At 59.6% G+C, this 12220-nt stretch carries 9 protein-coding genes; 4 read left to right on the plus strand and 5 right to left on the minus strand.

Going from position 1 to position 12220, the window contains the following annotated elements:
• Positions 1 to 160 precede the first annotated feature (160 nt).
• The 3 genes from SH664x_RS16090 to SH664x_RS16100 form a co-directional block, all read right to left on the minus strand.
• Positions 161 to 949, minus strand: a complete 789-nt coding sequence (locus SH664x_RS16090; protein ID WP_437202608.1) for a TrmH family RNA methyltransferase — start codon at positions 947 to 949, stop codon at positions 161 to 163.
• Positions 950 to 1082: 133 nt separating this feature from the next.
• Positions 1083 to 3170, minus strand: coding sequence for a prolyl oligopeptidase family serine peptidase (locus SH664x_RS16095; RefSeq protein WP_437202610.1), 2088 nt, complete (start codon positions 3168 to 3170; stop codon positions 1083 to 1085).
• A 214-nt stretch (positions 3171 to 3384) separates the two neighbouring features.
• Positions 3385 to 4923, minus strand: coding sequence for a DUF1570 domain-containing protein (locus SH664x_RS16100; protein WP_437202612.1), 1539 nt, complete (start codon positions 4921 to 4923; stop codon positions 3385 to 3387).
• Between the two features lie 332 nt (positions 4924 to 5255).
• Here SH664x_RS16100 and SH664x_RS16105 point away from each other — a divergent pair, with 332 nt between their 5' ends.
• Positions 5256 to 6260: a polysaccharide deacetylase family protein gene (locus SH664x_RS16105; protein WP_437202614.1), complete on the plus strand. Its 1005-nt coding sequence runs from the start codon at positions 5256 to 5258 to the stop codon at positions 6258 to 6260.
• 113 nt (positions 6261 to 6373) lie between these two features.
• Here SH664x_RS16105 and SH664x_RS16110 read toward each other — a convergent pair whose 3' ends face one another.
• Complete coding sequence (locus tag SH664x_RS16110) at positions 6374 to 7567, minus strand: M24 family metallopeptidase (RefSeq protein ID WP_437202616.1); 1194 nt, start codon at positions 7565 to 7567, stop codon at positions 6374 to 6376.
• 176 nt (positions 7568 to 7743) lie between these two features.
• Here SH664x_RS16110 and SH664x_RS16115 point away from each other — a divergent pair, with 176 nt between their 5' ends.
• Together SH664x_RS16115 and SH664x_RS16120 are read left to right on the plus strand one after the other, a co-directional pair.
• A complete protein-coding gene (locus tag SH664x_RS16115) occupies positions 7744 to 8241 on the plus strand; it encodes a hypothetical protein (RefSeq protein WP_437202618.1) in 498 nt (165 codons plus the stop codon).
• Between the two features lie 189 nt (positions 8242 to 8430).
• A complete protein-coding gene (locus SH664x_RS16120; protein ID WP_437202619.1) occupies positions 8431 to 9450 on the plus strand; it encodes a sugar phosphate isomerase/epimerase family protein in 1020 nt (339 codons plus the stop codon).
• A gap of 150 nt (positions 9451 to 9600) precedes the next feature.
• On the opposite strand, the gene SH664x_RS16125 is transcribed toward SH664x_RS16120, so the two are convergent.
• A complete protein-coding gene (locus SH664x_RS16125) occupies positions 9601 to 10407 on the minus strand; it encodes a hypothetical protein (protein ID WP_437202621.1) in 807 nt (268 codons plus the stop codon).
• A gap of 234 nt (positions 10408 to 10641) precedes the next feature.
• On the opposite strand from SH664x_RS16125, the gene pheS reads away from it, so the two are divergent.
• On the plus strand, positions 10642 to 12186 hold the full coding sequence (pheS, locus tag SH664x_RS16130) for a phenylalanine--tRNA ligase subunit alpha (protein ID WP_437202622.1): 1545 nt from the start codon (positions 10642 to 10644) through the stop codon (positions 12184 to 12186).
• Positions 12187 to 12220: the final 34 nt, after the last annotated feature.

The following is a 12220-nucleotide window of genomic DNA, read 5'->3' on the forward strand; positions in this document are numbered from 1 at the left end:
CCTGCTCTCGTGTTGAGCAGTGAGAAGCAGGCAAACGCCCGTGGCGGGGTCTTCCCCATCGCGGGCGTTTCCATTGTGGGTCAGTCCCCACGTCCGTCAGAGCGACAGGACCGCGCAAATGACCGGCGATCGCTTGTGCCGCCGTCGTGTCAGGCAGTCTTCAGCGGGTCAGCTCGTACAGCAAAATCCCGGTCGCGATGCTGACATTCAGGGAATCCACTCCCGCTGCCATGGGAATGACCACCTGCTGATCCGCCAGCTGCAGCAGCGTCTCTTCCAACCCATTCGCTTCGTTGCCGAGCAGCAGCACCATTCGGGACGACGGGACGAATTCACGCAACGGAATTGCTTGGGGCGAAAGACAGCTGGCCACAATCTGATAGCCTTGTGACTGCAGCTGTCGCAGGTCCGCAGCAAAGTCATCGGACAGCCGCATCGGCAACTGGAACGCATTTCCCATCGAGACCCGCAGCGTACGTCGCGAATACAGATCCGCCGTCTCCTGCCCGGCGAGCAGTCCGCTGATCCCAAAGGCCGCCCCAATCCGGATGATGTTTCCCAGGTTGTCCGGATCAGTCGTTTGCGGACAGCCAATCAGCAGGCTGCGATCTGAGGTTCGGGCCACCAGCGATCTCAGCTCCGGATTGTCCGGTCGCCGTGCACAGGCCAGCACCCCTGCGTGAAACCGATAGCCGACAATCAACTCGGCCAGCGACTGCGGGACGACCAGCACGGTCGTCCGTTGTCCCATCTCCGCCGGCAGGCGGTGTCGCTGCTCCTGCGTGATGAGGACTGATTCGATCTGCAACCCGCTGGCAAGCAGACGCTCGACCACGCGAATCCCCTCCGCGATGAACTGTCCCGACCAGCGGGTCAGATTGGTCTTTTTCAGATCCCTGTAGGGGAGCAGTCGCGGATCATCGAGTTGATCAAGCTGAATTTCAGGCATCTTCGATCCACGGTCGAGCAGAGCGGCAGTCTTCGCAGAGGTCTCCGAGCATCCTGACCTTCAATTGGTTGTTCTGGTGGGGCGAAGTTGAGTCATTCACCACACGAAGAGGACAAGCCGAAACTCAATACGTCTACTCCGCCGGGAGTTTCATTTGCAGGCTCTTCACCAGGAAGGACCATTGATCCGTGACTTCCTCAATCATCTTCGATGTCGGGGTTCCCGCACCATGCCCGGCGCGCGTTTCGATCCGGATCAGCACAGGATGATCGCAGTCCTGCGCCAGCTGCAGAGCGGCTGCAAACTTGAAACTGTGGCCGGGGACAACCCGATCATCGGTATCAGCGGTCAGGACCATTGTCGCCGGATAACAGACATTCGGCCGGATCTTGTGATAGGGCGAATAAGCGTAGAGCGCCCGAAACTGCTCCGGATCGTCTGATGACCCGTAGTCGTCGACCCAGTATCGGCCGGCGGTGAAGTTGTGGAACCGCAGCATGTCCATCACTCCCACCGAGGGGAGGCAGGCCCCAAAGAGATCGGGGCGCTGTGTGAGGCAGGCCCCCACCAGCAACCCTCCGTTGCTTCCTCCCTGAATGGCCAGTCGGGCGGGACTCGTGTACTTGTTGGCGATCAGCCATGCGGCCGCGGCAATGAAATCATCGAAGACATTCTGCTTGTTCAGCTTGGTCCCCGCTCGATGCCACTCTTCCCCATACTCTCCCCCACCCCGCAGATTGGCCATCGCGAAGACCCCGCCCATTTCCATCCAGGCCAGTCGACTAATCGAGAACCCAGGGGTCAATGAAATGTTGAAGCCCCCATAGCCATAGAGCAGGGTCGGATTGCTGCCGTCGAGCTTCAGGCCCCGCTTGTGCGCGAGGAACATCGGCACCCGGGTTCCATCCTTGCTCTGGTAGAAGACCTGAGTCACTTCGAACTGGCTGCAGTCGCAATTGACTTTTGCCTGCCGCAGCAACTGGCTCTCGCCGGTGAACAGGTCATAGCGATAGATACTCGGCGGGGTATCGAAACTCGAGAACGAATAGAACGTTTCGACCGATTGCCGATTTCCGGAAAACCCGCTCGCAGTGCCGATTCCCGGAAGTTGCAGTTGTCTCAGGAAAGCGCCGTTCGGCTGCCAAAGTGAGATTTCCGTGCGGGCATCCTTGAGTGTTTCCACCACCAGCAGATTTCCGACAAACGAAACATCCGTGATGGTCTCTGCCTGCTGCGGAATGATCTCCTGATAGTCCACGTTTCGGCGAGGAGCGTTCTCCTCCGCTTCCGTCGTCGTCGGAACTTTTCGCAGATCAATTGTGATGACGCGCTTGCGCGGGGCATCGAGATCGGTCAGAAAAAACAGGACCGGACCGTTGTTCCCGATGAAGGAGTATTCGTTGTCGAAATGCTCGATCAGCGCGATGGGCATGGCATAGGGATCGCGCAGATCACGACAAAAGACGCGGTAGCGGTTATCGGTTCCGACGTGCACGGTGAGAATCAGATAACTGCCGTCTTCGGTCACCGTCGCCTGATAGCCCCAGTCCCGATGATCCGGTCGGTGGAAGACCAGCACATCATCCGACTGGGGCGTGCCGACACGGTGATAATAAACTGCCTGATCCAGATTGAGGTTCTGAAACGCCGCACCGGCTGCCGGCTCCGGGAAGCGGGCATAGAAGAATCCTGCTCCGTCGGGCGTCCAGGAGGGTGAGTTGAATTTGATCCACTTCAGCTCGTCATCGAGCACTTTGCCCGATTCGATCTCCATGATCTTCCAATTGCGCCAGTCGCTCCCTCCATCCTGAATGGAGTAGGCGACATAGCGACCATCATCGCTGAATGAGGTGCTGCCCAGCGCCACCGTTCCATCTTTGGACCAGGTATTCGGATCGATCAGTACGCGCGGTTCCGAGTCGAGATTCTCCTGCACATACAGCACGTACTGGTTCTGCAGACCATCGTTCTTGTAGAAGTAAATTCTCCCCCCCGCCTGAAACGGAGTCCCGAACTTCTCGAAGTTCCAGAGTTCCGTCAGCCGCTGGCGGATCTGTTCCCGCTGCGGAATCGCTTCGAGGTAGGCGTTTGTCTTTTCGTTCTGCAGCCGGACCCATTCGGCCACTTCCTGATCTTCACGGACATCATTTTCGAGCCACCGGTAGGGATCCGGGACAGCGACTCCGTGATAGTGATCGACGTGGTCCACGCGCTTTGTCATGACGGGCTCCGCAGCAGCCGCAGACTGGAGCAACGTCGCGCCGAGCCAGCAGCTGAAGACTCTGAGGTAGAAATTCATGGTGACTCCAAGGCCCGAATCGGGAAACCGGCCCGCAGCACCGGCCATCGAATCCGGATGGTGACATTCCCGCGCAGCTTTTACGAGACAGCAGCGCAATCCACAAGCAGCGGGAACGGTGAACGCTCCCGTCGGTTTACGGAACTCCGGGGGGACGGCTTGATCCCGATGAGATGTGCGGTGTCTGCTGTTGCGGGATCGGCTCGGGGAGTGAGCGTAAATGCTCCAGATATTGTTGATCGAGCGTTTCGAACGGGACCCCGGTCAGTTTCTCCAGCGTCTCTGCCCGGAGGCGTGTCCGTTCGACCGGGCTGTAGACTTGCGACAGGTAGGAAATGAACGCATCGCGGTAAATCCCCTCCTGGAAATGGAGAAAAAAGTGCACCATCCCGGCTGCCTGATTGTAGCGCCGACGGAGGGTTTCCGAATCGGGCGCCTGCTGGAACTGATTCTTGGAGAGTTCCGTGAATCTTCGCATCGGGTCGACGGCGTTTTCCACGAGAGCATGTTGCCGGGCCCAGTTGATTCTCAGATGCTGCGGATCACCAATCCGATGGACTGTGCTGTCGGGGCGGAACGATTCGATATAGCAGGCGAAGCCCTCGATCACCCAGAAGTCCTTGGTCACTCCGACATCGAACATCTTCAGAGCGCTTTCACTCAACAGCTGGTGAGCCGCCTCGTGGAACATGGTCTCCAGTGACTGCTCGAGCGCCAGGTCATCATTGTAGAAATAGGCGGTGCGATCATTCGGGACATAGAGCCCGGTGCTGCCGGCAATATTCGGATTCCGGGCTTCGAGCGCGGCGATGTAATCTTCCTTATTGCGAAAGTAATAAACCCGATGCCGCCGGGTTCCATCGCCGGGAGTGGCTGCTCCCGCATCGAAGAGCCGCTGGATCTGCTGGGGCGAGCGAAAAAACGCGGCGTACTCCCGCAGGAAAAAATCATGAAACCCTTCGAGCGCCCGCGCGATCTGGACGCCCCGTTCCAGACTGTGATTGGTGCGGACTTCGAAGTGCTCGGTCTCGATCTCCCAGGCATTACGAAAGTCGGCCCGAAGCGCTTCTTCTTTCGCCACACTGACCCAGGCACCGTCGAAATAGCGTTCTCCTTTTTCGTAGCGCGGGAGGGAGGCCTTCGAAATCCAGCCAAACTGCGGATGATCCACAAACCCCTTCCGCTGCATCGAGCGTGCAAAGGGGGTGGTCCACGTGTTCCCATCGCGGACAAAACCGAGCAGCTTGCGGGCGCTGGGGTTGTCGGGATCGCGGAAGGCGACTTCGCGGATCAGCTGCATTGCCAGACTGGGATGACCCTGCGTGATGGCGTCGCGAGCAATTTTGTACAGATCGACTGCGTAGTCCTTCTCGACCTTGCGGAGTTCAACCCGCCACTGAAGTTCCTCGGGCGGAAGATTCATCGGAATCGCCGGGAGCAGTTCCACCGGCAGCACGTCCAGATCGTAGGCCCCGCTGTCGATGGGAGTTCCCAGCTTCCGAATGCGATCGGCGTCCGTCAGAAAGCTCTGTGATTCCGCTTTCTGGGCGATCTGATTCATCTGCTGCTGAAACTGCTGCTGCCGTGACCGGTAACGCTGCTGCAGCGTCTGCAAGGCCCTTTCCTGCCGCGTCAGCTCGACGCCGGGGGCGGCCGTCACCGTGAAAACCGCCATCACGAAACAGCAGCTCGCTCGCAGAATCAGTCGACACCCAGAGTGGCGTATAATCGGTGGAATCGTCATGACCGAATTCTAAAAGGCTCTGTTCTTCACGGAAAGACAAGTCTTTTCGCCGCACCGGCTGATTCATCGCATGTTTCAACGGAGCAACACAATCCGGGATGGCGGGCCAAAATGGAACGAAACTGCGGGGATTTCCCGCAACGTTTCCCGTCTCCGGAAGTGGCGATTCCCGCCGCGAATCGGGCCCGCCCCGCTCCCCCCCTCGACTGCCGCCGGGAGACAGTTCGGGACCTGTCAGTCACCTGTTGATCGGGCACGTACGGATGCAGAAGAAACAGATCCTTGCCAACACACTGGAATTCACGGGACTCGGCTCACTGCTGTCGTTGACCGTCGGCAGCTGGAACGGTCTGGTGGTCTTTAACTATCACCGGGTCGGGGACTCGTCCCAGTCCCCATTCGATCGGGCGTTGTGGAGCGCGACGGCCGACGAGTTCGACAGGCAGATTGGATTTCTCAAGAAGCACTTCGACTTGCTGAACGTCGAGGACCTCGATGACCACTTCCATCAGGCCAACAGCCGAGGGGTGATGGTCACTTTCGACGACGGTTACCGGGACAACTACGAGATCGCCCTCCCGGTGCTGAAGCGACATGGTGCCCCCGCCACGTTTTTTATCACCAGCGGATTTCTGGATCAGCGGCTGATCGCCTGGTGGGATGAAATCGCCTGGATGCTGCATACCAGCTCCGCCTCACAGCTCCCTGCGTTTTCGGACAGTGCAACGCCCCTGTCACTGGAATCGTCGCAGGACCGCGAGGCGTCGATCGTGCGGATCCTCAGAATATACAAGTCGCTTCCGGCGGAAAGAACCCCCGCCTTCCTGGAGAATCTCGGACAGGCCGCCGGCACAGGACGTTGCCCGCAATCGGTCGCCGACTCGATGTGGATGACCTGGGACATGGTCCGGGAGCTGCATGAGGCGGGAATGGACATCGGGGGTCACACCGTTTCCCACCCGGTGCTGGCCAATACCGATCCTGCCTCGCAACAGCGCGAGATCCTGCAGTCGAAGCAACGGATCGAACAGGAAATCGGTGCTCCCATTACCGCCTTCAGTTATCCGGTTGGACAGCCCGATTCGTTTACGCTGCAGACAAAGCAGCTGTTGCACGAAGCGGGCTATCAATGGGCCTTCAGCTTCTTTGGCGGCTTTTGCCAGTCGGCGCATCGGGATCGCTTTGCACTCCCGCGGGTCGCCGTCTCACCGCATGTCAGCCCGGCACTCTTCCGAGCGATGGCGAAACTCCCCTGGCTGTTCGCGTAGGCGGAGCGGCCGAGAGCATTTCGACGTGTGATTGGCCCGTCCGCGCGACGCGAATGGCAGCATTTGCCCCGACGAAGCGTTGGCTGCGCGGGGACTGGAAGAAGGCCCCTGTTCTAGGAGAACAGGACCGACGCATGCTCGGGAGGAACTTCACGGATGAGCAGACCCGGCCGGTCGAAGGTTTCATTCTTCACCCGCACGGACAGGACGGGCCAGTTCTGCGTGGGAGTCAGCACTTCCATGCCGTTGTCGCGCACCAGAATCGTGTCGCCGACCAGTGAGGAGCGGACACTCGGATGCCAGAAGACCGCGGTCTGACTTTCGAAGACCCGGGTCGAATTCGGAAGCACCGGGACCTCGCAGGGACGGAAGCCGATGATGTCCGCCTGATCCGCACACCGCCACTCATCCGGGACGCCGAACTTCTCGTAAATGCGCAGGACCCGCTTCCAGGTTTCTTCCATCGTCCAGCCGGGCTGGGTGAAGTACATGCCGGTGGTCTGAATCAGTGTCGCCAGACGGTGGACCTGTTGCAGCTCCTCGGAAGGGGAACCCAGACAGACCGTGCGGGTGGCAGCGACATACAGCCCATGACGACGACCAACCGCCGACAGCACGCAGTGACGCTCAATGGCATCGTTCCCGAATGTCCAGTGACGATAGCGCCATCCCTGCGCGTCCGCCATCACCTGAATCCGGCAAGGGATGATCCGATGCTTGATCAGTCGATGTGCCAGATGCCCGGCGACTTCTGATTCCATCGCTCCCGGTTCAAAATTGCGGGCGGTCGCTTCGACCGCATGGGCGAGGTCCCGTCCCAGTTCCCGCAGCTGTTCAATTTCCTTGGCGGACCGTCGACTGCGAAATGGATGCAGGTCTTCCGCCACGTTTTCTGTCCCCGGAAACCAGACGTCCCCCGCGACGCGCCGACCCCGGCAGACATCCTGCCGCAAAATGCTCAGGTCTTCCGTCCACGGGCGTTCCTTCAGCAGAAAGCCGAGCCCGGCGAGTTCTCGATCGAATAGACGCCCGGAATCAACGTTGTTACAGAGCACCACCCGGGCATCGGAGGTCACCAGAATTGCGGCCGTCGGCTGAATGCCAAACTGCGGGGTGTTGTCCCCTCCACACGTCAGCCAGGCAAAGTTCGCAGGATCCTGCAGCAGCAGTGCGTCATAGCCCTTCAGCTGCAGATACTCTGTGAGCAAGGCATGACGCCGCCGGACTTCCTCCATCCGCTCAAAATCGAGTGTCTGCATCTCACCGGAAGAAATCGGTGAATTGGGCGACAGTGCTGTTGTCGACATTCAGATGGCTCCGACCGAACGGTCACTTCAATCCATCGCACAGCAACAACCCATGCTCCTCAAATGGGTTGTCGACACTCGTCTTAGCCTGACAACACGATAACATTCCTCAGGAAAAACGACCAGAAGTTCCTGATGGTCCTCAGGAAACTCCCCGAATTTTTCACAACCACACGATGGCTCGCAACGAATCTGACCGTGAAGACCTGTACGCCGAATTGCAGTCCGCTGCGGTCCGCTGGGAGTTGGAGCGCACCGGACACGCCAGTCCGGTCGTCGCCGGTCTTCGATCTGGTGAACGCTTTTCCATCTATTTTACACCGGACTGCTGCTTTCACTTCGATTCCGAGTACCGTCTGCAACGAGCGTTTGTGGACAACTCGTTGTATCGCACTCAGGGAAGCACCTTGGCGCGACTCGTGCGGGTCCGCACTCCGGAAGAGACACAGTTGCTGAGAACCGATCTCGATCCCCCTGCCCTGTCGGGGTTTCTGTCGATGATGCGGACGCAGTTCGAGGAACTGCAAGCCGAGTCTGCTGCGGGAAACGTGCGTCCCCTCCGATCCCAGGGAACCGGGGAGACCGACCCGCTCGATTTCTTTTGCCAGGCGCTCTGCCGCTGCCTGCAGGCCGATGGACAGTTGGCACCGGCCTATCCCACCCGAAAGCAGTGAGGCCGGAGACGTCGCTGCGGAAGAGGGGGGCCCCTCCGAATGGCAACCGGCCGGGGAGTTCCGCTGGGCCGACTCCCCGGGTTACCGAACTGCATGGTGTCTGCCGGCGCCTTGCAACACTGACCATCACGTTTCAAAATGCGGGCTTCAAGCAACTCGACTCATCTTTCATCCGGACAACTGAATTTCATGGCTGACAAACCGAAAATCATTCTCAGCGCCTTCGCTGATGAAGCGGCCAACCGCAAAACCGCACTCGAGCAGCTTTCAGCGCTGGCTGCCCTGGGACTGAAATATTACAGTCCCCGCTTTATCGATGTGACCGGTGCCGGCAAGGTGAAGCACGTCGTCGAACTCGATGACAGCGAACTGTCGCAGCTCAAGGACATGCACAAAGAATACGGCATGTCGGTGACCAGCATCGGCTCACGGGTGGGCAAGATCAAGCTGATCGACAAAGAGGACGGTTCCCACAACAAGTACGTGCCGTTCGAGCAATACATGGCGGGCGAAGTGGCCAACACAGTCCGCGCTGCCCGGGCGCTCGGAGCCAAGCTGATCCGCGGATTCTCCTTCTATCAGCCGAAGGGAGACGACCCGTTCAAGTACACCGATCAGGCCGCCGAACTGGTGACCCGTATTGCTGATGAGTTCGGCAAATACGACATCGTGTACGGTCTGGAAGTGGAAGCCAACCTCGTCGGCCAGAATGGCCGTCTGCTCGCGGAACTCGCACAGAAGATCAACCGGAAAAATCTGGTGGTGATCTATGACGGGGGGAACCTCTCTTCCCAGAACCTGACACCGATTCAGGTTTACGATGAATACGAGGCGATGCGCCCCTACATCGGCTGGGCGCACATCAAGGACTATGCTGTCGACCGTTCACTGCCGTGGACCGGCGTCGTGGATGAAGAGCGGCTGAAGAACTTCGTGCCGGCAAACCTCGGTGACTCGGCCCACGAAATCATTCTGCGTGACTTCCGCTCTCACCTGCCGGAACTGACCAAGCGGATGCAGTCGCTCGGCGCGGCCGGAGTCTTCCTCGAGCTCGAACCGCACCTCAAGGGTGGGGGACAGTTCGGCGGCTTCAGCGGTCCCGATGGGATGGGAGTCGCTGTGCGGGCCCTCTGTCGCCTGCTCGACTACGTCGGTATCGACTATGACCTGCGGACGATGGACGACATTAAGGAACTCCGCGGTTTCTAGAGCAGGTTGCCTTTCCAGTCCCCGCGCAGCAAGCGTTTCGACTGATGAGACGTTCACTGCCGGGTGACAGCGGGAATTGGCTGGATCAGGAACACAGGCCGTCGGCTGAAATCAGTCGGCGGCCTGCTCTGTTTTCTGCAGCTCATCCCGTCAAGGAGCAATCTCGGGAGGCTTGAGTCCCTGCGCTTGACCACCTTGACGAGTTCGAGCGGGAACCGGGCGGGACTGCATCAGCTGATCAAAGACCGACATCATCACACCGCGGTACAGCTTCTCCAGCAGTGGATATCGCCGCATCATCTCAAAGACCCGAAAGAGTTCTTCCCCTTCCGCCGCTGAAAACTCGATCTCCTGCCGTCGCCCCTGTGCATCAATCAGAATTCCACGATAAACCTCGACGCCACTGTCGCTGGTGACCCGTTGCACGTCATAAATCTGCAATGTCTGTGGGTCAAATTCCCCCCCAGGCTGTTCAGGGGTCGGCTCTGTCGCCCGTTCGGGTAACTTCATCACATTGCGAAGCGTCGAACCGATTGAATCAACCGTCGACTCGCCGATCTGTCGCTGCAATCTCTCTGCGAGCACGTCGAGCTGATGTTCCGACTCCGAACGCGGAACCTTTCGCTGCTCTTCGATCACCTGCTGCAGTTTGGTCTGCACAAACTGTCCCAGATTTGCAGCCGCGACCGGTAATCCGGGGATGGGAACAGGCTCTGCCGTGATCAACTCCGCCGGCTCCACGGGCTTCAGGCCCATGTTTGCGGCGACCAACTCAACCTGCGGAATGTGCGTCGACTGCGGCAGGGAGATCTGCGCAGAGCCAGTAACCGCCTGTATCTCAAGCCAGATCAGCCCCCCGATCAACAGCCCGTGCAGTCCCACGGACACAGCAACTCCCCACCGCCAGCAGGACGCCGGTCCGGAGCGTTTCGGCAGCATCAGCTCGGGAAAGGACATGGGATCTCGCGTTGCGACAGAGTTGCCACCCTCTCATTCTGCAGCCAGCGCCCCGGACGCTGCAAGATCTGCCTGGCTTCTGCGGCCAAGAAATCCAGACATCGGCGAACGGCCTCCCCTCCCCGGTTGCGTGGCTCCCGCACTGCGACACATTTCCCCACAGCTGTCCGCTGCGGCGCGCTGGCTCGCTTCAGGCAGAACGGGCGAATATCATCCCCTCCTCAACGATTTTTCATGAGTTTCGCGCAGGACCGACCATTGCAACTCGACGATCTCGCACATTCCGTCTGGCAGGCCCTTCAGCAACAGGGAGAGTCGGGAGTCAGTGACCTGTCTGCCCAGCTGAAAATCGACCAGTCCCGCATCATGGCGATCGCGACCGAAGGTGCCGGACAAGGTTTTATTGCCATCGCTGAACAGACCAGCGACGAACTGGTGCCGAATGAAGAGGCGGCCCGGCTGGTTCAGGAGGGGCTGCCAGAGCGCCGCGCTCTCCGCTTGCTGGTGGACGCCGGGGGACAAGTCCCCATGGGGGACTTCGCCAAGCTCGCCCAGCAGAATGGTATTGCAGTTAACGAAGTCTTCAAATGGGGCGTCGCCCGCGGCTGGGTGGAACGGGGCAAGCAAGGAGTGTCCATCACCGATGCGGGTCGTGCCGCCGAAGCGGGCAAAGGGTTCGACGCGGACGAATCGGCGCTCATCGAAGCGCAGGGGAAACCGGTCGACGTCGACTCCCTGAAAGATCCGGATCGTGTTCGACAGCTCCTCGGCAAGCGGACCGAACTGGCCAAGATCAAACCCCGCACACGCAGGACACTTTCGTTGACAGAGGCCGGGCGGGCCCTGCTCACCTCAGGCAATCTGCAACTTAAGACGGAGAAGAATCTGCTGACGCCGGAAGACCTCCGCAGCGGCGTCTGGAGCGGTGTCACCTATCGCCCCTATGACGTGACACTCAAGGCGGAAACGGTTCATCCGGCCAAGGTGCATCCGCTCCGCAAGATCATCGAGCAGACCCGCCGCGCCTATCTGGAGATGGGATTCACCGAGGTCGTGTCGCCGATGGTGGAATCCTCGTTCTGGAACTTCGATGCCCTGTTTCAGCCGCAGGACCACCCGGCCCGCGACATGCAGGACACATTCTACATGGACGAACCAAGCGGCACCGAGCTTCCGAGCGATGCAGCCCTTGTCGAGCGGGTCAAGCGAGCGCATGAAGACGGAGGGGACACCGGCTCGGAAGGATGGGGTTACAAATGGTCACCCGAACGGGCCCGGCAGGTCGTGCTCCGCACGCATACCACCGCGTCGACGATTCGTGCACTGGCCCGGCATCCGGAGCCGCCGTTCAAGGCATTTTGCGTCGGCTGGGTCTGCCGCAACGAAACGATCAGCTACAAGCACCTGCCAGTATTCCATCAGGTGGACGGCATCGTCATTGATGAGCAGGCGTCGCTGGCGTCACTGCTGGGCACGCTGGAAACCTTCTATAAGAAGATGGGTTTCAAGCATGTGAAGTTCAAGCCGGCGTTCTATCCCTATACGGAGCCGAGCGTCGACGTGGTGGTCTATCTCGAAAGCCGCAAGAAGTGGATCGAGATGGGAGGATCGGGGATCTTCCGTCCGGAAGTGACCGAACCTCTGGGCTGCAAACATCCTGTGTTGGCCTGGGGGCTGGGGATGGAGCGACTCGCCATGATCCGCTACGGGCTGTCCGACATTCGCGAACTCTATCAGGGTCGCGTGGAAGCCCAGCAGCAAATGGCCCTGTACCAATAGCGCACGCAGATCGTGCGCTGGGATCCTGCGAAAG

The sequence above is a fragment of the Planctomicrobium aquicomposti genome (assembly GCF_051466325.1).
Lineage (GTDB): Bacteria > Planctomycetota > Planctomycetia > Planctomycetales > Planctomycetaceae > Planctomicrobium.

Coding starts and splice junctions, on each gene's coding strand:
- SH664x_RS16090 (WP_437202608.1), bottom strand. CDS start 949: ATGCCTGAAATTCAGCTTGATCAACTCGATGATCCGCGACTGCTCCCC.
- SH664x_RS16095 (WP_437202610.1), bottom strand. CDS start 3,170: ATGACAAAGCGCGTGGACCACGTCGATCACTATCACGGAGTCGCTGTC.
- SH664x_RS16100 (WP_437202612.1), bottom strand. CDS start 4,923: ATGGCGGTTTTCACGGTGACGGCCGCCCCCGGCGTCGAGCTGACGCGG.
- SH664x_RS16105 (WP_437202614.1), top strand. CDS start 5,256: ATGCAGAAGAAACAGATCCTTGCCAACACACTGGAATTCACGGGACTC.
- SH664x_RS16110 (WP_437202616.1), bottom strand. CDS start 7,567: ATGTCGACAACAGCACTGTCGCCCAATTCACCGATTTCTTCCGGTGAG.
- SH664x_RS16115 (WP_437202618.1), top strand. CDS start 7,744: ATGGCTCGCAACGAATCTGACCGTGAAGACCTGTACGCCGAATTGCAG.
- SH664x_RS16120 (WP_437202619.1), top strand. CDS start 8,431: ATGGCTGACAAACCGAAAATCATTCTCAGCGCCTTCGCTGATGAAGCG.
- SH664x_RS16125 (WP_437202621.1), bottom strand. CDS start 10,407: ATGTCCTTTCCCGAGCTGATGCTGCCGAAACGCTCCGGACCGGCGTCC.
- pheS (WP_437202622.1), top strand. CDS start 10,642: ATGAGTTTCGCGCAGGACCGACCATTGCAACTCGACGATCTCGCACAT.